17 protein-coding genes are annotated in these 24828 nt (G+C 49.5%); 3 read left to right on the forward strand and 14 right to left on the reverse strand.

All coding sequences use genetic code 11. From position 1 onward, the window contains the following. The first annotated feature begins 153 nt into the window (after positions 1–153). Both Q369_RS0117445 and Q369_RS0117450 read left to right on the forward strand, forming a co-directional pair. Positions 154–990: a helix-turn-helix domain-containing protein gene (locus tag Q369_RS0117445; protein WP_031529070.1), complete on the forward strand. Its 837-nt coding sequence runs from the start codon at positions 154–156 to the stop codon at positions 988–990. 154 nt (positions 991–1144) lie between these two features. Further along, on the forward strand, positions 1145–3646 hold the full coding sequence (locus tag Q369_RS0117450) for a phosphocholine-specific phospholipase C (RefSeq protein WP_031529071.1): 2502 nt from the start codon (positions 1145–1147) through the stop codon (positions 3644–3646). 30 nt (positions 3647–3676) lie between these two features. Here Q369_RS0117450 and Q369_RS0117455 read toward each other — a convergent pair whose 3' ends face one another. The 4 genes from Q369_RS0117455 to Q369_RS0117470 all read right to left on the reverse strand — a co-directional run bounded on the left by Q369_RS0117455 (position 3677) and on the right by Q369_RS0117470 (position 8563). Further along, entirely contained in the window at positions 3677–5461 is a 1785-nt protein-coding gene (locus Q369_RS0117455; RefSeq protein ID WP_157488232.1) for a family 1 glycosylhydrolase, read from the reverse strand. A gap of 98 nt (positions 5462–5559) precedes the next feature. Next, positions 5560–6564, reverse strand: a complete 1005-nt coding sequence (locus Q369_RS0117460) for a quinone oxidoreductase family protein (RefSeq protein WP_031529073.1) — start codon at positions 6562–6564, stop codon at positions 5560–5562. Between the two features lie 62 nt (positions 6565–6626). Beyond that, the gene (locus tag Q369_RS28400; RefSeq protein ID WP_031529074.1) at positions 6627–7511 is read right to left on the reverse strand and encodes a helix-turn-helix domain-containing protein; all 885 of its coding nucleotides are present in this window, start codon (positions 7509–7511) and stop codon (positions 6627–6629) included. Positions 7512–7570: 59 nt separating this feature from the next. Continuing rightward, on the reverse strand, positions 7571–8563 hold the full coding sequence (locus Q369_RS0117470) for a GlxA family transcriptional regulator (RefSeq protein WP_031529075.1): 993 nt from the start codon (positions 8561–8563) through the stop codon (positions 7571–7573). 140 nt (positions 8564–8703) lie between these two features. On the opposite strand from Q369_RS0117470, the gene Q369_RS0117475 reads away from it, so the two are divergent. Continuing rightward, a complete protein-coding gene (locus Q369_RS0117475) occupies positions 8704–9147 on the forward strand; it encodes an SRPBCC family protein (protein WP_031529076.1) in 444 nt (147 codons plus the stop codon). Positions 9148–9224: 77 nt separating this feature from the next. On the opposite strand, the gene Q369_RS0117480 is transcribed toward Q369_RS0117475, so the two are convergent. From Q369_RS0117480 to Q369_RS0117530, 10 genes are all read right to left on the reverse strand, one after another. After that, on the reverse strand, positions 9225–9725 hold the full coding sequence (locus Q369_RS0117480) for a GyrI-like domain-containing protein (protein ID WP_051664119.1): 501 nt from the start codon (positions 9723–9725) through the stop codon (positions 9225–9227). Between the two features lie 142 nt (positions 9726–9867). Continuing rightward, positions 9868–11946: a CehA/McbA family metallohydrolase gene (locus Q369_RS0117485; RefSeq protein WP_031529078.1), complete on the reverse strand. Its 2079-nt coding sequence runs from the start codon at positions 11944–11946 to the stop codon at positions 9868–9870. A gap of 12 nt (positions 11947–11958) precedes the next feature. Continuing rightward, a complete protein-coding gene (locus Q369_RS0117490) occupies positions 11959–13533 on the reverse strand; it encodes a RagB/SusD family nutrient uptake outer membrane protein (RefSeq protein WP_031529079.1) in 1575 nt (524 codons plus the stop codon). Positions 13534–13559: 26 nt separating this feature from the next. Then, the gene (locus Q369_RS0117495) at positions 13560–16982 is read right to left on the reverse strand and encodes a TonB-dependent receptor (protein ID WP_051664120.1); all 3423 of its coding nucleotides are present in this window, start codon (positions 16980–16982) and stop codon (positions 13560–13562) included. A 160-nt stretch (positions 16983–17142) separates the two neighbouring features. Further along, a complete protein-coding gene (locus tag Q369_RS28405; protein WP_051664121.1) occupies positions 17143–18183 on the reverse strand; it encodes a FecR family protein in 1041 nt (346 codons plus the stop codon). 123 nt (positions 18184–18306) lie between these two features. Continuing rightward, on the reverse strand, positions 18307–18882 hold the full coding sequence (locus Q369_RS0117505) for an RNA polymerase sigma factor (protein ID WP_031529082.1): 576 nt from the start codon (positions 18880–18882) through the stop codon (positions 18307–18309). A 187-nt stretch (positions 18883–19069) separates the two neighbouring features. Continuing rightward, positions 19070–20002, reverse strand: a complete 933-nt coding sequence (locus tag Q369_RS0117515; protein ID WP_035333650.1) for a YsnF/AvaK domain-containing protein — start codon at positions 20000–20002, stop codon at positions 19070–19072. A gap of 40 nt (positions 20003–20042) precedes the next feature. Further along, a complete protein-coding gene (locus Q369_RS0117520) occupies positions 20043–20474 on the reverse strand; it encodes a YsnF/AvaK domain-containing protein (protein ID WP_051664122.1) in 432 nt (143 codons plus the stop codon). Beyond that, the gene (locus Q369_RS28410) at positions 20474–20836 is read right to left on the reverse strand and encodes a YtxH domain-containing protein (protein WP_051664123.1); all 363 of its coding nucleotides are present in this window, start codon (positions 20834–20836) and stop codon (positions 20474–20476) included. The genes Q369_RS0117520 and Q369_RS28410 overlap by 1 nt, the downstream gene beginning before the upstream one ends. Before the next feature lie 191 nt (positions 20837–21027). After that, positions 21028–24816, reverse strand: coding sequence for a bifunctional metallophosphoesterase/BamA family protein (locus Q369_RS0117530; protein WP_031529086.1), 3789 nt, complete (start codon positions 24814–24816; stop codon positions 21028–21030). Positions 24817–24828 lie beyond the last annotated feature (12 nt).

Consider the following 24828-nt stretch of genomic DNA (forward strand, 5'->3'; position numbering starts at 1 on the left):
TACCAAGCCTGACAGTAAGATAAATGTTCGTTTCATATAGTTGTTTAGATTGTCTTATTAGCCCAGTTTACAAAAGCAAAATTAGCCGGTGCCAGTCCAGCCCTGTTGTAAAAATCCATTGTAAATTGGTAGGTTTACGATAATCTCTGCCCAATGAAACGGTACGTTCTTCATACCCCATTCAGCATTTACCATTTCGAGGCTTTGAAATGGGTGCATTCGGTGCATAAGCATACCTACTTCGAGATCATTTTCATACTGAAAGGCAGTGGTATCCACCATATCAATGGAAATGCCTTTGAATATGCCGAGGGCGACGTATTTCTTCTTGGTCCCGAAGACTTTCACCATTTTGAAATTCAGGAACTGACCGAATTCAGCTTTGTCCGCTTCAACGAATCCATTCACAAGCAACTCCCCGGAGATAAGGACCACCCCTGGCAGCCGATTATTCGCGGGCTGTTGAATACGTCTTCACAAAGCAGAGGTTCCATCGTGACAGACAAGCAGGAAAGAGAGAAACTTCACCAGCTGCTGGCGGTCCTGGAAGCTGAATCCGCCAATGATCAATCGCAGTACTTTGAGGTAATCCGCGACAACCTGATGCGCAGTATGCTGATCATCCTGGCGCGAAGCCTGTTCAGTCAGGCTCAGAGCAAACCTGTCCAGCAGGATTCGATAGAAGCAATCCTGATGTATATCAAAAAGCACATTTACCAGCCGCAGGAGCTCACAATCGAACATCTGGCCCACACTTTCCATTACGCGCCTGCCTACATCAGCATCTTTTTCAAGAAACATACGGGTGAATCGGTTAAACAATACATCATCAAGCACAAGATCAAGCTCATAGAAGCCCGCCTGCTTTACAGCCAGCTGACACTCAGCGAAATCGCCCACGAATTTGGCTACACCGACGAAAGCCATCTTTGCAAACAATTTAAAAAGTACACCGGCACCACCCCGCTCCTGTTCCGGATGAGGGTGTAGGGGAAAGCGTACATCGCCTCATTTACCCCCCACCCAAAAAATCATCAAATCGTAACAGCGACTTAACATTTGGCACTGTGGGTTGGGATAATTTTGTGCTTCTTTTTTAATCTTATTTTTATTGCGACTAAGCGCAACTACCACTAATTATTAAATGGATTCACGCAGAGATTTTCTTAAAAAAGCGGCTATGCTGGCCGGTACAGGTACTATGGCCAATATGCTGCCGCCTGTGATTCAGCAGGCGCTGGCCATTAATCCTGAACCCGGAAGTACGTTTTACGATGCCGAACATATTGTTTTCTTAATGCTCGAAAACAGGTCTTTCGACCACCAGCTCGGTACCTTGCAGGGCGTGCGCGGTTATAATGATCCGCGTGCGATTGATCTGCCGAATAAGAATAAGGTCTGGTTCCAGTCCAATAAGGAAGGCGATACCTATGCGCCGTTTCACCTGAATGTAAAAGATACCAAAGTGGCGTGGATGGGATCGGTGCCGCACGGTTGGAGCGACCAGACTGATGCGATGAACGGTGGTAAGTACGACAAATGGCTGGACGTGAAGAAGCCGGGCCGCAAGGAATTTTCCCACATTCCGCTCACAATGGGCTACTGCGACAGGTCCGACTTCCCGTTCTACTACTCTCTCGCAGATGCATTTACAGTTTGCGATCACAACTTCTGTTCGAGCATCACAGGAACCCACCCCAACCGCTATTACTGGATGAGCGGAACTGTACGCGAGCAGAACGAGGCCGATGCAAAGGCGCATTTATGGAACATCAGCAACTACGTTTATCCTGAACTAACCTGGAAAACTTTCCCCGAAAGACTCGAAGAAATCGGTGTCCCCTGGAAGGTTTACCAGAATGAAATCACAATGGGTTACGGGCTGAAAGGGGAAGAAAGCTCGTGGCTGAGTAACTTCGGGACCAATGTGCTGGAATATTTCAAGCAGTACAATGTGCGCTTCCACGAGGGTGGTATTGCCAATCTTCAAACCAAAAAAGAGGCCATTCTGGAAACCATCGAAGCGCTTGAAAAACAACCGGGCGACGGAAATGCACAGAAGCTGGCAGCTGCTAAAAAAGTACTCGCCAACATCGAGACAGCCCAGGCGAAATTCAACGCCGACACTTTCAATGCATTATCGAAAAATGAGAAAAGCCTGAATACCATGGCATTTACAACAAACATCAACGATGCGGACTTCCACGCACTCTCATCCATGCAATACGACGACAATGGAACAGAGCGGACGCTGAGTGTACCCAAAGGGGATGTATTTCATCAGTTCCGTCAGGACGTGGAAAACGGTACATTGCCGGCTGTATCCTGGCTGATGCCGCCTGCGCATTTCTCTGATCACCCGGGGCAGCCCTGGTTCGGGCCTTGGTATGTGAGCGAGGTAATGGAGATTTTGCTCAAAAATCCGGAGGTATGGAAAAAGACGATTTTCGTTTTGACTTACGACGAAAATGACGGCTACTTCGACCACCTTCCACCTTATACAGTACCCAATCCGTATAAAGAGAATACCGGTAAAGTTTCAGCTAATATTGATCCTAAGCTGGACTTTGCCACCAAAACACAGCAAACTAACCCTTCCATGTCCGACAGCAAGCTCCGTGATGGATCGATCGGGCTTGGCTACCGGGTGCCGATGATCATTGCGTCACCATGGACGCGCGGCGGGTTTGTCAACTCGGAAGTGTTTGACCATACCTCTTCACTGCAGTTCCTGGAAAATTTTGTAGAGCGCAAATTCAACAAGAAGATCGTTGACGAAAATATCACGCAATGGAGGCGTACCATTTGCGGTGACCTTACTTCGGTGTTCCGGCCTTACAATGGCGAAAAAATTGAGAAACCTGAGTTCCTTGACAAAAAACCTTTCATCGAAGGCATTCACCAGGCACAGTTCAAACAGGCGCCTGACAATTTCAAAAAGCTTTCAGCAACCGAAATCCAGGAAATCAGCGCCAATCCGGTAGCATCTGCATTATTCCCGACGCAGGAAAAAGGAGTGCGGGCTGCTTGCGCGCTGCCTTACGAGCTTTATGTAGATAACCACTTTGACAAAGCAACAGGTCAGATCAAAGTAGCGTACAAGGCCGGGAACAGAGTTTTTGGCAAGAAAGCTGCCGGTTCTCCATTCCGGGTATACGCGATGAACCCGTACCAAAACGAGACTCTGCGCTCCTGGGATTATAGTGTATCCCCAGGCGATTCACTGGCTGACCAGTACAAGATCAGCGACTTTGAAAACAGCAAATATCACCTGCGCATTTACGGGCCAAACGGATTTTTCCGTGAATTCACCGGCGACCAGAATAACCCGCTACTGGTGGTAAGCTGCGAGTATGAGTCAAAAAACTCGAAGCTGACGGGCAATGTCATTATCTCAGTTACAAACCAGGATAACAAAGCGCACGCCGTTGAACTCGTTGATAACAGCTATAAAACAGGTGACAAGAAAAAGACCATTGCGGCTGGCGGAAGTACACGGTTTACTTTCGATTTGTCTAAAAGCTTTAACTGGTATGACCTGAGCGTTAGAGTGAAAGATAGTCAGCGATTCGAAGAGCGCTTCGCTGGTCGTGTAGAAACCGGCGCTGTTACTAAAACGGACCCATTGATGGGCGGCGTAGTGTAAGCACTGATCTTGCTGCCTGAAAGGTCTGGTTTAATGGACAGCTGTATGTTCTGCCATTAAATCCGCTTCCAGATCGTGCAGCCCCGCAGCACCGTCCAGCAGCATATTGAGTGCCTGGTGCAGCAGATCAGCAGCGTGCTGGCCAGAACAAGAGCCGCCAAGTATCAGCGTCTCAGGGTTCGTGGCCAGCACGTTTTTAGTATAATCCATATTACCGCGCGATTGCCAGATCATGTAACGGACATTTAACCCGCCGCACAAGCCGGCCAGGACTTCGGGTTCCTTACTGTCCTGAGCACTTTTAAAATCGGGGGAAAGACAATGCAAAATAGCCCATGGGTTTAGATGTTTGATTTGGGCCAATGAAAACCCCGCGCCTGCCGTTTTACTGAGCGACACAACCGGGATATTTCTTTCCAAACAGATCCTGCGCACTGATGCAGCGAAATCGCCACCTTCATCCAAAAGCAAGAGCGGCTGACAATCGCCAGCCGATTCTGCGTCTGGTTGCCAGGAATGGTCTCTGCACGAGGGGAACAGTCGGGTTTGCCGCTGCCACCAGCCCGCAGTTTCAAGAAGCGGGTGCTGAAAGGATGCTCCTGCATTGATTGCTTTGATCATACCTGCCAGTGCAGTGGGACGTACCTGATTATTGCTGACGTCGAAAACACCGGGCTCATACCCGCCCCAGGGCCGGGTTACCAACCGGTCCCAGCCATAAAGTCCAAGCAGTGCCCACACGGTAACGGCCCTGACATCCACTCCGTCAGACTTTAAAGCTGCTGCGGTACTCAGCATTTGATGCAGCCACCGCATCTGCTCTTCCCGCGTACTATATAAGTGGCACTCGGTTATAGATATCGGCAGACCGAAGCGCTCCCACGCCTCGCGTATCAGTACCCCCGCACCAATGGGCTCTGAATAGGGTACTCTTACTACCTCCACGTCGCTGTAAGCATGGATCCCGTTGCCGCCGTGAGTCCGCGCATCATACTTGTGCAGGTTCTCATCCAGATACCGCTCAGAGGTTATGTAGTAATTAAAGCCGGCTACGGAGGGCCGGCAGTGATTAACCTGAAAGTAGTGGAGCTGTTCTGGATCGATACCGACCGTGACCATACGCGTCCACATCAAATGCTCGGGGGTAAGTGTGCCACAAATCAGGTCATAGGAAAGCCACCTGCGTTCATTTTCAAATTCAGCCTGGTAGCTCAGCAATGGTGTGCTGTAAGTTTTGCCCAGATCGTCTGTCTGGATCAGTTCGGCCTCGGGATTAACCCGGCGGATCGCCTGCATGGCCATCACAGTTGCTTTGCATTCGCTTAGCAAAATTTTGTAACAGCTGAGCTCGTCGCACAGGTGGGGATACCAATGCCCATAAAGTCCGCAGAACCTGGCCGTCGTAAGTGGTTCATTTACCGGCGTATAATAGCGGATCCAGGGAAACTTTTCTGCAACACTAACTGCATAGTCTGCTAACCCTTCTTCGAAACTGCCGTCAAAAAAATTCACATGCCTGGGTCCGCTGCCGTGGTGCACAAGTCCTGCAATGACATTCATGCCCGCCTCACGGATCTGCTGTAGTTTCGTTTCGGTGCAACGCCAGTCGATTTCCGCGTCCAAGTCCGGCTGGTGCCTTTCCCAGAGGACAGGATACCGCAGAGTCTTGATCCCAAGAGAGGCGATCAATTCAATATCGCCGTCACGCTCGTAGTGCCTTGCATATTCCAGCTGATCGAAGTAGCTGTCATTCACGCGGTTGATGGTACATTCAAGTCCGCCCCAGATTTCAATGGCATGATTAGAAGTTTTCATAAAGGCTCTGTTAGGTCCAAAGAACTTTTTAGGAGTCCTTTCCAAATGTTCGTCCTTATAATAAAACCCGTACCAGCAAGCCAGGACCCCCGCGATCTTTAAGTATACATTTTATCATTTTCAGCCACACGCACCACCAGCTTGCCTATTGTGTGGCCTTTCTCCATTTGTTCGTGTGCGAGCGGGAGCTCTTCCAGGGCGTAAACTCCTGATATGTGGGTCTGTAATGCCCCGCTTTCCACCAGTGCGACGAGCTTCTCCAAAATCTTGCCCTGCCTGTTGTCAGCGGGGTTCTGCAAAGGGCCACCCATGAACTGGTAGCTTAATGTAGTATTTTTCAAAAGCAAACGATAGCCCTCGCGCTCGTCGGTCGCTACCGGCAATATCGTGCAGATCTTCCCGTTGTAGGCTGCATACTCAATGCATTGTTTGAACGTAGCTCCGCCAACCGTGTCAAGTATCAGCGCCGCTCCCTGCCCGCCTGTTAGATCCATTATCCGGCTGGTCACATCTTCCTTTTGGTAATTAATCACATGATCAGCGCCGAGCTCGCCGGAACAATACGCCATTGACTCGCTTCGGCTGGCAGTGGTAATTACGGTGCATCCGGCATTCTTCGCCAGCTGGATCGCAAGGTGCCCCACCCCGCCGGCACCGGCGTGTATCACCACCAGGTCACCCATCTGAATGGCCAGTCTGTCAAACAATGCTTCATAGGCGGTAATGCCAACCAGCGGTATTGCCGCGGCAGTATTGTCATCCAATGCGCCGGCCAATGCGCAGGAGCGGTGATCCATTGCTACATACTCTGCATTCGCGCCATTCCGAAAGGGACTTGGTGATCCTATTACCCGGTCGCCCACAGCAAAACCTTTGACATTACTCCCCATTGCCACAACGACCCCGCACACATCAAAACCGAGCACCACCGGAAATTGGCGGGGTACTGAAGCTTTGGTTCGAATGCGGCAATCGAGCGGATTGATGCTGGTTGTCAGCACTTTTAAGATCAGATCATCGGCGGCTGGTACAGGTTCAGGTATTTCCCTGATCTCAAAAACTGCACGAGCTGGCCCGTGAGCGGTAATTACATTTGCTTTCATCGTCTGGATTTTTCAGCAAAATTACCGCTGCGCAGATCTCAGCATTTGCGGGAACGGGAGCCTTATTTGCGCGCCCGGGAGTTTTTGAATGCCTGAGGGCGGATGCCATGCTTCTTTGTAAAAGCATTGGAAAAAGCGGCCGGACTCTCGTAGCCGCATTGGATCGCCACTTCATGCACAGGCATCGAAGTGTCCAGCAGCAAGCGTGCCGCGCGTTCGAGCCGGAATTCTGATTGGTACTGGAACACGGAAGTATGCAGCTCGTCGCGAAAAACCTGTTTGATACGGAAGGTATTTGTGCCTGTCATTTGCGCGAGTTCTGCGATCGTCAGGTAGCGGTCAGCCTGATGAATGTGCCAGATCGCTTCCTGCAAAATGTCTTTTCTACCCTGACGTGGCAACAACTGTGTGGCAAGACCAAAGAGCTGGTCGGTGATCAGCTTTTCTTCAAAAAGGCGCAGCAGACCAGGACTTTCCTTTGCTATATTTTTCAACTGTAAAAAGGCACCTGCGCATTCTTCGGATAACCGCATTGTTTTGACCGGCTGATCAAAAAGCATGGGTACCTGGCTGGCAAGCAATGCAATATGCTCCTCCGAGAGGTGGATATGGATAATCTTAAATCTTGTATCTGCCGGCAGCGCCGCTTTGTAGGGTTCCACATCTGTTTGATAAAAAAGCGCCTGTCCTGTGCTGAATTCATATCCCTGGGAAAACCTGGGCGCCGATTGCGACTTGCCTGCAATGCAAAGCACCATTTTGTAAAACTTTTCGGGATAGCTGACATGGAGCGTATGAGCGCGAGTGGTGTGAAAGTCAAACCAGTGAATACGCGAAGTGGCAGGCAGCTGCTCCGACTGCTCGTAATACCGGTAAAGCTGCTTTCCTGAATCCTCCCCTACGCACTTCTCAGGGAAAATCAACTCATTCTGATAGGAGATCCGCATACGTAAAGACAATTAACAGTTTGCAAATTAGTGCCCGACGCGCAAAAGTGAATGGAGACTTAGGGAAAGGTTTGAAAGCCCGCTTCCTTGTTGTACCTCGACCGGTATTCCAACGGCGACAGGCCCGTGATTTTTCTGAATACCTCACGAAACGCTTTCATGTCCGAATAGCCCGACTCGTACATTACTTCTTTCACATTCTTGGCGCTGATCTCGAAAGCCTTTTTCGCCGCCTCCACCCTCACGCGCTGTGCGTATTCGATCGGCGTGTTGCCGGTTGCTTTGATAAATCTCCTGTCAAAGTTTCGTCTGCCCACAGCATAGTTGGAGATCAGCTGGGTAATGGAAATTCTGCTTTGCAGATTGTTTTCTATGTAAGTCTGAGCTTCTCTTACAATCTGATCATCATGCGACTTTTGCCCGGCGAAAATAATAAAGGGCGCCTGGCTCTGTCTGTCGATATCGATCTGAAATACTTTCGAACAGAAAATCGCTGTCTGCCTGTCGAAGTACCTTTCCACCACATAAATGATCAGGTTCAGGAATGAAAAAGCCCCGCCATTCGTATAAATGCCATGTTCATTGGTGATTAGCCCGTCGCGTTTCACATCCACCTGCGGGAACATGGCGCGGAATGAATCTGCGAAAGCCCAGTGTGTTGAGCAGCTCTTGCCGCTGAGCAGCCCGGTTTGTGCAAGCAGGAATGCGCCGGTACAGATACTTGCTACCTCGGCACCCAGCATATATTGATCTTTCAGCCATTGAATCAGGTACGCATTCTGGTCTATAGCTTCCTGGAACCGGTGGTTTACGGAAGGAATGATAATCAGGCTGGTCTTTTTGACTTCGGATAAATGGGTGTGCGGCCGCACCGAGAATAGCCCATCATGAAAGTCCTGCTCGCCCGAAAGTCCTGCCAGCTCTATCTGGTACCCTTCCTTGTTCTCCTTTTCTTTCCAGTAACTATTAGCGCGGGTGAGGATCTTGTAAGCGCCTACGATACTGCTCAGGTTACCCTGCCCCTGGGGAACGAGAATCGTTATCTTTTTCATGTTTTTTGGCAGAAAGGTATCAATACATCTTGTCCAAATCAACCCGTCGGATTGTCCATTTTGCATAGTTGCTATATTTCTGCAAGTCAATACTTTTGACAAAACAACACAGTGAAACCAACACCTAATCAAAAGCAACTATGGCAGATATCCTGCACCGGATCGGGGTCAAGGCGTCCCCCCAAGATGTTTATCAGGCACTCACTACCAATGCCGGACTGGCTGGCTGGTGGACCACAGATACCCGGGGCGAAGGCGACCAGGTAGGAAATATCATCGGGTTCCGGTTCGGAGCCGGCGGTTTTGATATGAAAGTGAAAGAACTTGTCGCGCCCACCAGGGTTGTCTGGGAGGTTGTGGACGGTCCCGCAGAATGGATCCCGACTACCATCCGTTTCGAGCTGAAACAGGACGGCGACTTTGTCATACTTCTCTTCAAACACCTGAACTGGCAGGAGCCGGTGGAATTTATGCATCACTGCAGCACCAAATGGGCCGTTTTTCTGATGAGCCTCAAATCACTTCTCGAAACCGGAGCAGGAAGCCCCGACCCCGTTGATGTCAAAATCGACAACTGGAATTGAATGTGGAAGCAAAGCAAAAAAGCCGCCCGACCCAAAATGATCTGGGGCAGGGCGGCATAACTTGGTTAAAAAAACCATTAATCAGCCAGTAAAAAGACGATTTCTGTTTGCCATTTCTGCGGGTCAGGTTCGAGTTCAGGATCTACGAGGTAGAATTCCGTTCGTCCGCCCCATTGGGTCTTTCCATTTGTGACCTGCTTTTTTTCTGTCAATCCTTGCTCTTTTATCCAGTTTTCCAGGGCAACGTGGGCTTGCATCATATCCTTAAAATCACCGGTATAAACAATGCTGGCGTAATTACCCCCCGGAAAAAATCCTGCGGTCACCATCCCGTCGCCTTCAACAGTACGACTGATTGGGAAACCCGCTTCGCATTCCAGCTCTCCTTCTTCATTCATGGATTTATAAAGAAAAAAGTCAGGACCGATGGCTTCAATGTCCCGCTGCTGCATCCATTGCTTTACTTCCGGGATGAGCGGAGGCAATATGTCTGGGATATCGTTCATGTGAACGGTTTTCGCAATAGCGAGATAGGCCCACGCCTTCCGACGCTCTGATTTAGGATCTGATAGCATCATCCATTTACTGATTTGTTGTCATGCAAATCTACCGTTTCGTCCAGGATCACCGGAGGTTAAAAACGTCAAATTAAAGGGCGGATTGAGACATAATTAGTACTTACAATCAGCAACATGACAGCGGCTTAGCTCATCTCGATGACTATTCACTTTTTCTGATCTTTTCAGACTCTTGCAGTGACGTAAAAAAAAGATCAAAGCCTGTTTTTACCGGTTTTGATGCGCCTTTGAAATGGGGAGATGCTACTACCTCCGCGAGCTTGTTTTGTTCCTGCAAAATGGACGCGGTTTGAACTGCAACTGCTTCATCAAAAGCATTGAGCTGGCTGACCAATTGCTTCACATCTGTACCTGCACGCGCGACCAGCTGCTGCGCGTAGCTGAATGCACTCGTTCTTTTTGCGTCTTTGTCGGCATCTACCCAGACAGCGCCTGAGGACCCGATTACCTGAGGGTTCCACACACTGGAAAGACGGGAAAACGGTTTAGGTATGATCCAGAACGGACGCAATGGATCGGGCCCTTCTGCTATTGCTACGAAGTAAGTATCCTGCGATTTGACGGGCACAGTCCAGCTTCCCTCCCATTTTACGCCCTTCTTTCCGTCGCCGGTAATGCGGGCTTCCCGTATCTTCTTCCCATTTGCATACAAAGAGATACGGTCTGCCTTAATCCACGAAGGTCCCAGCACGCGCACGGAAACCTTTGCGTCCTGCCCTGTTAATGGAACGATCTCGCCTGCTCCGTAGGTGTCATTTACATGGATCTCGGCCATTAGCCCGAAACTTACCATTACACGCCCGGCCAGTAACTGGTCCATTGCTTTATCCACGTTGATTTCACCCGGCTTTTCATCCTCGCACTGGATATAGGTCCTGCCCTGCCCCACCAGGTAGCGCATCACGTCGTGGGAATCACTCGAACCCACCGGCGAAAGAAAGTGGCCTCTGTTCAGAAGACCAAACCAGTCCATGTACAGCTGCATAATGTCTTTTTGCTGTGCACTTGAATTCATCACTTCCATCGCATTGGCAGGCAATTGCCAGCCGTCCAGACCTTGCCCGGCCACTGAAATATGCCTGTATGGACCAAATGGCTGAAAATTGTAGAAAATATTGCGGGCATGATTAAGGATAACTACCTGCTTGTGGTCAGCCAATTCCTCTGAAACCGCTTTCCAGTTTTTAACATGATAATCGGCCGGCTTGGCTCCGTCAGCAAGGGGAAATACATTGAAATGGCCCACCTGCGTGGTAAATTCATTGCCGGTTACCGGGGTAAACAATGCATTCAGTCCCATTTCCTTTATCATCGGTTTGGCATTATATACCATGTTGTGATCAGTGAAGACGGGCAGCTCAATCCCTTCTCCGGCCAGTGTCACCAGCCTTTCCTGTATGGTCGCATCCCCGTGGCCGGAGTTGGTGAAGGTATGGATGTGGGTGTCCGAAGCAACCCAGCCCTTCGTAGGAACTTCCCTTTGAATGGAAAACTGCTGGTCCGAGACCTGGCCTTTTTTCACCTCCAACAGAACAGAATCTACGCCATACTCAAACCCCCGGCTTGCGTACAGCCTGTATTTCCCCTCAGGCAATGTAAAGGAGGCTTTGCCGTCACTGGTGTAAACACATCCCACCCGTACCGCGAGCTGCTGCTGCCCGGGCGCAACACCGATAGGTTGCAGCGCTTTTTGCAGGGTTGTGATTGTTATTCTTGCCGGTACCAGGCTGCCCGGCCCTTTTTCCAGAATGCGCACATTTACCTGCGCCTCTTCAATCAGCTGATCTGGCGTACTATCAATGACCCGAATGTCCCCTACCACAATATCATCAGGCAACAGATCCGTTTTTCCACCCAAATCCTTCGACTGAATCGTCAGTACATTACCTTTCTCCTTCAAAGCATTGGATGGAACAGCCAGGTATCTCACACGCGCATTTTCATCCTGATCAAGCATTCCAAGCTCTTGTCCATTCAAATGCACAACCCAGGGGGCTTTCACATCTTCCTGCCTCAGGCTGAGTGTTGCGGGCGACGGATATTGCCTGGCATTGAAGGTGATGGAAAGTTGCTTTTGCGGCGTGCCGGTAAAGCTGTCCCACTCCCGTTCTGTTCCCGCGCGAAGGTGATATAGCCCCTGGTCCACGATCGTTTGCTGGGCGCTCGACTGGCGGCCGAATAAAAGCAGAAAAGCAAGCAGGCTCGTATGTTTGATATGCATAGCTGTGTCAGATTACCAATTTGGGTTTTGTGTCAATGCGGGATTCAGATCGCGTTCTTTCTGTGGAATTGGCCACAGATAATCCCTGTTTTTGTTGAATGCTCTTTCAAAAGCCGGTGCTTCGACGGTTTTCAGACTGCCGTTTTCGAGATAAGTCATCCCGTAAACCTTGCCCGGAAGAACCTGCTCTGCAATGCGCCACCTGCGCAGATCCAGGAAGCGGAGACCTTCGAATGCAAGCTCTACAAGGCGCTCCCTGCGCACAATCTGGCGCATCATCTGCTGGGAAGCCAGCTCCTTCAAAGTCGGCATATTGACATCGGGCCTTTGCCGCACCTGATTGATCGCGTCGAGCACACTCTGATCCATTTGGTTCAATTCGATTTTGGCCTCGGCGTAGGTCAACAATACTTCTGCATATCGCATCAGAATGATGTTGATCCCTCCATTGGCAGGCTGCGCCAGGTCTTGCGGATTAATGTACTTTTTCAATGTAAAACCTGTCGTGGAAGTAATGTAGCTGTAACCCACTGCGTCGGCTGTGCCACTTCCGGGAACAGGGTTATAGATCTTCCCGTCTGGCAGTCGCTCGCCTGTTACAAACACGGAATACCTGAGCCGCGGGTCGCGGTTGGAGTACGGATTCTTCGGATCAAAACCACTTGCCGGATCGTTAATGTCTTTGCCGTTGTTCATCGCGAATGCATCTACCAGGTTCTTTGTCGGCACAAAGGAATTTGTGCTGGCTTGCTGACTGTAAGGAGCCATGGTTGCAAATACGTTATTGTTATAGTTATCCTTGATGAACTGTTTATCAAGGAGCACTTCCTGGTTATTTTCCGCCTCATAGCTAAACAGTTTTTCATACGAAGGATACAGGCTGTAAACATTCAGGCCCATTACCTCCTTTGCCGCTGCCGCAGCTTCCTCATAGCGTGAAGCATACAACAGCGCCCGCGCTTTGAATCCCAGGGCTGCACCTTTGGAGATACGTCCCTTTTGCTTCGGGGCAGAAGGCAGCAGGGAAGCTGCCTCAGTAAGCTCGGAAACCACAAAGTTCCAGACCTCAGCCACAGGCTCCCGCTTCACTTCCCTGCTTTCCTGCAATGAAATTTCAGTTGTGATCAGCGGAACATCTCCGTACAAGCTGGCCAGTTTCATGTACAGGTAAGCCCGTAAAAACCGCACTTCACCTTTCAGCACATTGATTTTCCCCGCATCTGCATTCTGTACCTTGTCGATGTTGTTAAAAAAGCTGTTGGCAGCTCTGATCCCTTTGTACGCATTGGTCCATTCCGACAGGATTTTGTTATTCAGCGCGTCGGTTTGTCCCTTTTCGATCAGGGCTTCGGTTGCAAAGCTCTGGTTGGTATGCCCGATGTCGGTCATACCGTCCCAGCTGAAAATGCCCGGTCCTTCCAGGTAAGTGTAAATCGCATTGGCCGCCATTGTGGCATCCTGCTCCGTTTTCCAGAACAACTCTACCGGCAGACGGTCGTTGGGGATCGTGTCCAGCAGCTGGCGGTCACAGGCAGATGCCGCACTTAGTAAGATGATGGCGATGGTATTTCGTAAGTATGTATTCATGACATGCGGAATTTTTGCTTTGATCACTAAAAAGAAAGATTGACGCCCAGGGTGTAAAGCGAGGTTTGAGGGTAAACGGCTCCCCTTCCCGAGATTGTCTCCGGATCCAGGTTCCATTCGTTCAGCTTTGAGAAAGTCAGCAGGTTCGTCCCGGAAACATAGACGTTCATCCGCTGGATAAATGCCTTTTCTGTCAGCTTGCCCGGTAGCTGATAAACCAGCTGAATGTTCTTCATCCGCAGATAAGATCCGTCGATCATCATCCGGTCCGACGATGACAAATTGCGCAGGTCTGACTTCAACGGACGCGGAAAACGTGCATCACGGTGTTCGGGTGTCCAGTAATTATTTGTAAAGATCGCATGGGTAAACCCTTCATTGTTGCCCATTTCGGCCAGCGCACCGGCCAGGCGCGTTTTCACCTGAGCAGCTCCCTGCAACAGGATATCCAGTGAAAACTGTTTGTATGACATATTCAGCGACATTCCGAAAGTGTATTTCGGGAAACTGTTGCCAAGGTACTTGCGGTCGGACGGATTGATAATCCCATCGCCATTCAAATCCACATACTTCACATCTCCCGGCTTGGTACCGGCTACCAGCGTCGGGTATTTGGATATTTCGTCCTGCGTCTGGAACAATCCGTCGGTTTCATAGCCCCAATGCGAGTTAATCGGATAACCTTCACCAATAATAAAGATAGGGTCAGTTTCATCGGAGCTGATATAAGGACCGGTTCCGGCCAGGCTCACCACCTTATTGTTGTTAATATTCAAATTGGCATTCACATCCAATGCAAACTGGTTCCACTTGTTCTGAGCGCCGAGTGCAAACTCCCAGCCATTGTTATCAACCACGCCTGCATTCCTAGCGGAAGGATTCAACCCTAGCGTTCCAGGAACAGGTAGTACCAGCAGGATCTTATTGGTGCGCTTTCTGTAATAGTCGATCGTCAACGAAACCTTGTTGCTCAACAGCTGTGCGTCGAGGCCGAGATTGGTCTGCGTGGTGGTTTCCCAGGTGAGATCAGGATCGGCCAGGTTCAGCTGCGCGTAACCCGATGCGGGCACGCCATCGAAGGTGTAGTTCACCAGGCTCAATGTCGGAAAGTAGCTGTAAAGCGCTACCGCCTGGTTACCGTTTTTACCCCATGATCCGCGCAATTTGAAGTCGTTCACATAAGTGGACAGCTTCTCCCAGAACTGCTCATTGGAAACACGCCAGCCCACGGACATGGATGGAAAATAGCCATAGCGCCTGTTTTGCATAAACCGGGAGGAACCATCATAGCGGCTGTTGACTTCCAGCAGATATTTGTCCTGGTAAGCATAGTTAACACGGCCAAAAAACGAACGCAAGCCCCATTGATAGTCGGCACCGCCATTGTTTTTAGTGTTATCATTCGCACCCTGGCTGATTGACTGTATGTTATTGTTATAAAAATTTTGCCGGAATGCATTGACATTATTCCCGTTATTACTGATCTGCGAATACCCCACCAGCACATTGAATGCATGCGCGCCGATTTCCTTTGAATAAGTAAGCAGGTTATTAATCGTGATCTCCCGGGAGAATATCCTGTCCTCGTTCAGACTGTTGATCAGGACGTTCTTTTTGACAATATCCTTATTGTAGTAATCACGCACTTCGTATTTGTTGGCAAAAGCCTTCGTCATCGTGTTGTTGAAGCGGGCGGCAAACTGCGTGGAGAACATCAGGTCGTTTGTAATTGCCCAGTTGCCTTTGAAATTGCCGATAATGTAGTCGTCGTTGGTTTTGGAGACACCCGCTATCTCCGCATACATGAGCGGATTGTGCCCCTGCGCACTGAGTCCGTAAGTACCGTCGGGATATTTCGGCACAGCCCATTGACTTGAATGGAACATACGGTTGTAAATATTCTCATAGCGATTGTTGTCGTTGACCAGCGATGTAAAAGACGTGTAACGGTAGTTGATATCTGTGTTCAATGTGATTTTCGACGACAATTTGAAGTCTGTATTCAATCTTATCTCATTGATTTTTGATCCGGAATTGGGAACGATCGCATCCTGGTTCTGGTGACGCAGGCTTAGGCGAGATCTTACCCCCTCATTACCTCCGCTGACCGAGATGGAGTGATTTTGCTGGGGAGCAACACTGTAAAGTGTATTAAACCAGGTGTTTGGAAGCGGATATTTGAGGCGGTCGGTTGCATTTACGTACTCCTGAATGTACTCCTCGGTATACTTGGGCGCCACGCCCGCATTCACCGCACCTACATTCAGCATCCGCATAAACGGTTCCAGGGCCATGTGCTCCGGTTTGTTATTTGCCCGCTGCAAAGCGTAGTAGCCGTGGTAATTCACCGCCAGCTTCCCAGACTTACCTTGTACGGTAGTTACCAAAATAACCCCATTAGCAGCGCGCGAGCCGTATATCGCAGCCGAAGAGGCATCTTTCAGAACGGATACGGATTCAATGTCATTTGGATTAATGTCGGCAAGCCGCTGCTCGATTCCATCCACAATGATCAAAGGATTATTGTCGCTCAACGTCGTAACTCCCCGTACCCGCACAGTTGTGTTTGACTTACCCGGCGCGCCGCCGTTATCGACGATAGTCAGGCCGGGCAGCTGGCCCTGTAATGCCTGCTGAATGTTTGAAACGGGTCTCCTGAGCAGGTTTTCCTTCTTGATTGTCCCCACCGCGCCGGTCATGCTTCCTTTCCGCTGGGTACCGTATCCTACCACAACCACCTCGTCGAGCACCTGTTTGTTTTCCTGCAAAACCACATTCAAAACCGACTGCGACTGCACTGCTATCTCCTGGGAAATGTACCCGATGTAAGAAAACACAAGGGTACCATTCCCGTCGGGCAGATCCAGCGAATACCTGCCTTCCACGTCAGTCGGTGTCCCGATGTTCGTGCCTTTCAATACAACATTGACACCCGGAATGCCGCTGCCGGAGGCGGTGGTGACTTTCCCAGCAATTTTGAAGATAGCCTGCTGCACCTTTGCTGGTAAAGCGGAGCTCTCTGGTAATGCGCTTTCTTGTTTTGGCTGGGCGCGGTAAATGATCACGCTTTTATCAAGCTGCTTATAAGCAAAAGGCGTAGCTTTTAATGTCAGGTCCAGTGCTTCGCTGACCTTATAGCTGCCTTTTACAAGATTGACAGACCTATATGATGCGATATCCAGTTCATTGTAAGCGAAGTTCAGCCGCGTCTGCTTTTCAATTTTGTCGAAAACCGATTTAAGCTTCTCGTTGCGCAGTTCCAGAGTAACGCGTATATCTTCAAGTTTCTGACTGCGGACCGGTCCAGCCAGCAGCAGCTCCATGCTGAGCACAAGAAGAAGCAAATAACAAAAACTCACGCGCATGACGAATTGTAGATCAGGATTGTGAAAAAGACGGCGTAATGCTCCCTTTCCCAAACCGTTAGGTTCAGTAATAAAAATTTTCATACTTTGCATTGCTTTTAAGATTGGAACATGATTTTTGAAGCACTCCGATCCATCCGGCCGCAATCCGGGTGGATTTTCTGCTTTACAACCCGCAGGATTGTCGCAAACGAATTCTAACTATCTTCTATATACGTATTCATCTGTTTTGTAAAATTTGTCATTATTGGCATACTGTTTCACCATCGAGCTGCACAGACCCGTCGGCCTGAATGGTGTATGAAAGCTGATTTACAGCTGCGATCACTTTCAGGATATGTTCCAGGCGCTCGCCATTCAGAAAAGACGCGCTCACGTGACAATTCCCCAGTTTTGCATTGGCCAGCGTCAGTTTTACATTAAACTTTTGCGAGATAATTGCTACAGCCTCCCGCATTGTGACATTGTCCAGAATGATAAAATCGTCTTTCCATCCTGCAACAAGGCGCGCATTTACGTTTTCTTTGATAAAATCGTTCGTAGTGGTATTTACAACAATCTGCTGGTCAGGCGTAATCACATCATAAGTCCTGTCCTGATCACCTACCCGCACCCTGCCCCGCGTTACAGTTACCTTTACCTGCTGTTCACTCCTGGAAGCGGTAACGTTGAAGGCCGTACCCAGGACGGTTGTCGTGACTTTCCCGGTATGTACCACAAACGGGTGTGCAGGATCATGCTTCACATCGAAAAAACCTTCACCGGAAAGTGTGACCTCCCGGCCGGCTTTGCCAAAGTTCTCCTGGCTGTAAGTCAGCTCACCACCATTATTGAGCAGCACCGTACTTCCATCGGGAAGATGAATGAGCTGCCTGTCGTGGAAGCTGGCCACATCAGTTCGCGCAATGGGAAAAGGCTTTGCTTCACGCTGCATGCCCGCCTGCTGCCTGTCAGCATGATCACGGAAAAACCACCAGGAAGCCATTACAATGCCCGTTATCGCTGCCGCGGCAGCCAGCCAGCTACTCAGCTTTAATGTTCTGGATTTGGTATGACTGCTAACTTCAATCCTGCTTTTGATATGCTGCTCGTACAGTCTTTCCATCAGCTCGTCTTCCTGCTGCGAACCCGGCACCAGCATCTGTTCCCGAAGATCTTTCAGCATGTTCTCACCGAGTAAATGATCATGTTCTCCGGTGTTGATCATGCGAAATAATTCAGCTGTTTCCTCTTTGGAAGCACTTTGGCCCAGGTACCGGTTTAGTAAAGTTTCAAATCTGTTCATGAATTTCCTGTCGGGGCTGACAACGGCCTCTTGCGCAGGCAGGTCCGTTTTATCAACCCGGTTTATGTATAAGAGTGCAAACTGGCAGGGAGTAACTAGTCCGCAGAAATTTTTTTTTGAAAATTATAGAAGGAACGACAGGATCAGCCAGGCCAGACTGATCGTGTATTGCTGCAGGCGTAATTTGATCGATTTGAGAGCGGCGGTGATGTGGTTGTTCACAGTACTCGCCGAAAGGTTGAGTATCCGGGCGATCATTTCGTGGCTTAATCCCTGGATCTTGGCGAGCTCAAAAATTCTTTTTTGCTGCGGTGGAAGCTGTTGCAGCGCCTGGTCGAGCAATGCATGATAAGGTTCGGAAGTATCCTGTCCATTCACATCGATCCGCTCAGAAAATTCGGCCTGCGCAGTCGCTTCCCTGGCCAGATCCTTCATGTATTTCAGGCAGAGATTCCTGGTCATAAAAAACAAATAGCTCTGAAAAGCATTCACTTGCCTGAACTCCGCCCGCCTGTTCCAGATCGTCAGGAAAATTTCCTGAACTACGTCCTGGGCCATTTCAGAAGAATGAAGGTACCGGTATGCTACCCTGTAAACTGCGGTTGAATAATGCTCGTATAGCTGCTTAAAGGCGCATTCATCGCCACAGCTCACCTGACTGAGCAACGCTGCCTCGTCAGGTAGTGGTTTCTTATTCAATTTATTGCTGATTTAAGACCTTTCAAAAATATTGAAATAGCCAAAAGAAACAATAAAATCCTGATAAGATATAACAATAATATAACACGCTCAGCTTCGGCCATGTGCGTGCTGCTGCTTTGATCAGCCTTGACAAAAAAACAGGCGCCCAAGTAGGCGCCTGTCATCTGCTGTTCGCATTCCGTTCTTATAAATCGAGTCCTGATCCTCTCAGTCTTTCCTCGTCCGTCAGGTCTTCGGCTTCCACTTCGGTGTTTCTAAGCGTTTCATGAATGACTTCATTTCGCTCGTCCACCGTTTTGTTGAGGCTTACTTCCTCCACCACGCGGGCTTCCTTGCTGATCACAGGGATCTCTGCATATTCTTTCATTTCAATGGTACCCTCGCGGAAAGTATCCAGCTCCGATTCGGATGCGAGCCGGTCAACGGGAGTTCTGTTGATACTTACCTGCTCCTGGCGAAGACGAATGCTCTCCTGAACAGGACGCTCAACAATGCGGCTTCTTAAACGTACTCCGCCAGTCTCGATTTCACGCTTGCCAACCTGTAACTGCTCCTCGATCACGGGCAGTGACTCACTTCTTTCGTCTGAAACAAGCGATTCGTCTGTCAGGCGCAACTCGTCGGGCGTAACGTCAAGCGCACGGTTTTCAAAAGTATCCACATTACTTTCTGTGTAGGTAGTCACAGGCGTATCCTGGTATGCGGGCACGACAGGATCAATGTATGCGGTAGCCGGCGTATTTATTCCGGCATTATCATCCAGGTAATTTTCCGAGCTGCCATCTATGTCTATTGCTCCGTATTGGTCAAGTATTGCTGCCGCAGCTTCTGCTTCCACAGCGTCAGTAGCATGTACAGTGACGATTGTACCGCGTCTGCCTGCTTCTGAGTATCGTTTGATTTCTTCATCGTCGCCGTCGAAAAGATCTCTGAAGAAATTCCCGACACGGTCCATCATATCGTTGTCCTGATTAACAGTTGCTGCGCTACTATCAGAAGTGTACGATGCGGTTTTGATATCTACGTCGCCATCGGCGAACCCATTTGCCAGCAGGTAGTTTTGTGCCTGCTGCGCGTCACTTTCATATTCAAATATTCCAACAACTGTCTTAGCCATGATTTCCTTAGATTAAATAGTTTGTTGATGCGCGTGCCCCTTAACCCTGTTGACCAGGATGATTTCTGGACACACTTACTTCCTCTCGTCGCAACGTTTCCGAAAAGCGCTGCGGCGTTTTTTCCTGCTGTCTTGTAATATGAACTTCCTCAACCAGCATCAGTCGTTTTTCGACTACAAGCACTTCTTTCATGACGGAGATGATAGTAACATCTCCTTCTTGCCGGACCGCCGGCGGTGCCGTCTCGACGTAGCGGTTGATCTCTTTTCTTTCCACTACCACCTGATCACTCTCGATGGTACGGTCAATCTGTACTTCTTCTTCTACAACTTTCTTCGAAACGAGGACACTCCCGGTTTCCACACGCTCCGTAGTGACTACCAGCTTTTCGGCAATCACAGGAATAATCTGTGACTGCTCAGCTGGTAGTCCCTGATTGATGCGCTGAAAGTCATCCTCCCGGGCGTTCATCAATAACGGTTTTGAAATTTGTCAGCCGTTGTTTTTGTCTCGTCGGCCACATGGTCAACTGCACCCTTTGCTTTGTCAGCGTAAGTATCAGCCGCACCTTTTGCCTGATCAGCGATTGAATTCAGCTTCTCTTTCGCCATTTCAGCTGCGTCCGCAGCTTTCGCCTTGGTTTCTTCCCACTGGTTTTTCAGATTGTCTTTTTGCTGATCAGCCAGGTCTTTCAGGTGCTGACGGGTTTCAACGCCTGATTTTGGCGCGTAAAGAATTGCAGCCAATGCACCTACGGTAGCACCAATCAGAAAACCCAATGCAAATCCGCCATTAGATTCTTCTTCGTGTTCATAATCAAAATTCGAGCTCATCTTGTATGGTAGTTAGTTGAGCCTCGACAATAACTAAAAATGTGCCAGTGGTTGAGAAACCCGATTATCAGGTAAACTGCCTGAAATTCCCTCAAAAGGTGAATCGTAAACCCCGAAAAAATATGGGGAAACAAATGGTATCAAAATTTATTGTCGGTTTAATTGCACAGTAGGCCCGCTGTTGCTCAATGTCAAAACCAAAATCCGAGCTGTACAGAAATCCTCGGTTTTTCCTCCGCCTTCTCTTTTGGTATAAATGCGCCTGCTGCAATAGTTACCATATCCACCGGCGCCAGCCAGATGCCGCCTCCGTAATTGAAGTGCCAGTTGGAGGAAGGATTATCTTCCAGCCACACACGCCCATGATCAAAGCTGCCGAAAACGCCGTAAGTAAGCGGCAATGCAGGATTGGTGCTGCTGCCCAGCCTGACCCGCAGGTCGGTAGCGTGCCAGAAGCTGCTTGTCCCGTAAAACCGCTCTGTGCGGTAACCGCGCAACCCTTGCCTGCCGCCGATCACCGGCATTTGAAAAAATTCATAACCATCCCCGAAATTCACACCCGTTCCTAGCTGAGTGGCGAGAATGATATTTTCGCGGCTGTCCAATGGAGTATAATACGACAATTGTGCGCGCAAAGCGGCGAAGTTGTAGCCGGTGTTAAGGTTGCTTGTCCAGTTAAACGCCGCATTGAACCTCATTCCGCGGTGGGGCGTCGAAATATGGTCTACGCCATTGAAATCGATCAGGAACTTAGCGCCTGAGTAGTATTTTCTTTCAAAAATATCAGTGTCCAAACCATTCTCGGGCGAGGTGATAAAGCGGCCAGCCGTCGCCTGGATGTCGTTTACTTCTGCATAGGGCCCCAATGCAATAAAGCCGCTGGTACCTGCAAAGCGCTTTTTGATTGCTGGAAAAACATACAATGAGCTTTGACGGACCCGATAGAAGTTGGGATCCTGCACCGGCCGCACAGATTCATTGCCTATGCCCGCGTAATTGAAAGCGTAAGTGGGGCCACGGTAATGCGTGTCCAGGTAAAAGTCGAACTTTTTAAATGCATTGATAAAATCACCCGTATAATTCACCCGGAACGCAAGTGTGTTGAAGGCAAAGCTCGCCCCGAATGTTTGAATGGAAGCGTAAGGTTCTTTTTTGAATCCATATTTGGTCAGACTTACATTCCCGCCCAGAAACAAACCATCGTCGGGGTTGTAACCTGCGATGGGAATGGGAAGCAGGATATCGTAGTTGCTCTCCGCACTTCTGCGCTCATAGGTGTTAAAACCGTAATTGTTGGTCCTCTTATCTTTCGTTTCAGGCCCGGCTGAGATCCGGTTTTCTTTCAGATCATCATATACAATCGTTTTCCTGCCGCCTGAATGTACCTGCGAACTATCGGCGACCAGGTCGTTACCGGTACCTCCGACAATGCGGATTTTTATTCCCCTTTTCACATCGCCTTTGATCAGGAATTCATCTTCGTCCCCATTCCCGTAAAGTGTTACCACTTCGGTCAGTCCCGTTTCGAAAACCCGGTGAAAAGTCTGCTTTTTGAGCTGGCCTTTTTTGTTGATTTCCGAAACGGTTACACTGGTATGTGCGTCGTCCATTCTTTCCACTACGAAACGCTCCTTTTCATCCGATCCGATCACATTGACAGATTTAGCCAGAAATTCATAGTGGGACCTTGCAATGCGCATCAGGTTATCTCTGCGCGTGGTAATGCTTTTGATGATCGCCGGAGCAGCAGTTTCCCTGGCTTTTTCCGGCCAGGCTGAGAATGCACTGCGGATTACCTCGTCTGTCAAATGCGCCTGTATAAATTTTACCTGCTCCTCCCATTGCTCCCAGCTCAGACTGTTAAGAAAGGTCCGGTCCATCATTCTGGCGCTCCACGTAGTCCATTTCATGCTTTTGATTTCGGGGGTAAAGCTTTGCAGCTGCCGCAGAAAGGGTAGCGTTTGTCCGGCTACATTGGTAATAAAACCGTCGTATAATGAAAAAGCCTGATCGCGGTCGCGGGGAATGGGACGCAGCAGATTACCGCCGTCCTTTTGCCTGATGGAAGCCCAGGCCCACTGGTCATCGTGCCGGTCCCAGTCACCGATCAGGAAATCGAAGAGGCGTGTGCGCAGCATCCAGGGTTCGTCGACTTTGCTTTTGTTATTTTCCAGAATACTTTCCACTACATCCGGCGTACTGATGATCTTGTCGGCATGGCCGAAGAATGCAGCCTCTTTCCATTTTTTACCGTCGGGCCGCTCTTCAAACAGGTTCATAGTGCCGCCAAAAACGGAGTTATAACTGGCCAGCGCTGGCTGGGCAGGTACATAAACGAGCTTCGGGTTGGTGTGGTAAACGTTAATCGCTTCTGCCAGCGCGGGCATGGCCAGCGGCGCAAATGGATTAGTGGATAAAAAATTATCTTCAACCACATATCTGGCAGCCGTCATTTTGTTGAATGGAGCCGGCAGAAACCGGGTTACATCTTTCGTCAATCCGCGCAGCACGTACTCTTTTCCACTTTTGTCGCGCAGGCGGAGCGAGTTGGTCTGGTTGCCCCCGCCCTGCTTTACCGGCGTAAGCCCGCCCATTGCCTGGTCGAGATCCATGACCGGGAAAGTATATTTATTGGTATATAAATCCCTGTTGTGTGTGCCAAAAAAAGCTTTGTGAAACTTGCCGACGGGCTTAACGACCGTTTTGCTTACAAACTGCTCGGTAGAATCCCGGTGCTGCGCGTACTCTGCAAAATGCGTTGCCGGATCTATCTCGGCTACTTTGAGCGCGTCTTTGACCTTTTTCTGATAAATGATTTTCGCATCCTTCCCGTCTTTACTTACCTCCCAAAACCTGACCCAGGTCTCGCCGCCTTCGTAAAAGCTGAGCGTACTGAAACCGACCGAGGTGGCCGCAAACTGCGAACCTTTTCCCATTCCCACAGGGCTGACTTTCGAGCCGCTGCCACTTACAATGAATTTTTGATCGTCGTTCTCAATGTACTGCAGGGTATGCTCGTGTCCGCTGGCGATGATGAAATTCCCGTTTTTCTTGGCCCCGGCCAGAATAGCCGTTCTCAGATCCTTATAATGCTGATTGGCCATATCTTGCCTGGAACCAATCGTACCGCGGAATATGGCGGCCAGAGTGCCGATTACCGGAAGCGGGATATAAAGGTTTGAATTGATATCAGTCAATGGGAAAAGGTGCTGCCTGAATGTGTACTTGCCGCCATGCGGACCGTAGGTATAAGGCGGATGGTGCATGGCGATCACCACGTTTTTATTCCTGTATTTGCGCACTACATTCTCGAATACAAACCTGAAATGTTCACGGTTTTTGATCTCGCAGCCGTCATTGATCCTCGGATCCTTGTTCCAGTCGGCCAGCCACCATTGCGAATCGACAACGATGATGACCACATTATCATTAAGCTCCACCACCTCCGGACCAGAGCAGGCATCAAGCGGCAGGAAATAATTTTCATAATCCTCCTTATCGGTTTTTCCCCGGCGCGAATTGATGTATTGCTGCACGTATTTCTGCTGGCGTTTTACCCCCTTGATCCCCCAGCCGCGCCAATCGTGGTTGCCGGGCAGGAAAATAGGGTATCCTTTAAACCCTGCGAGCGTTTCCAGCTGCGAATCGATCCGGTACTCGGCCACTCTGCGTTTAGCCGAATCCTCTGCGGGTGGCATTCCAAATTCGTAAATATTGTCGCCCATAAACAATGCGGAACTTTCCTTTGGCTCAGTGGCGAGCTTTGCTTTCAGGTATTCCAAAACGGGCGCCGGATGCTCGGGAGAATCATTTCCTGCATCCCCGATGAGGTACATGGTATGTTTGAGCTTCAACGAAGGATCGGGCGCATTGGACTGCCAGTTCTGTGCTTCTTTGGAATAGCGCGTGCGGTATCCTGCGCAGGAGACGAGTATAGAGGAAATGATGAAGAGAAAACCAAATCGTAATAGTGAAGACATAGCGTAATTCTT

Source organism: Dyadobacter crusticola DSM 16708, assembly GCF_000701505.1.
Classification (GTDB): Bacteria; Bacteroidota; Bacteroidia; order Cytophagales; family Spirosomataceae; genus Dyadobacter; species Dyadobacter crusticola.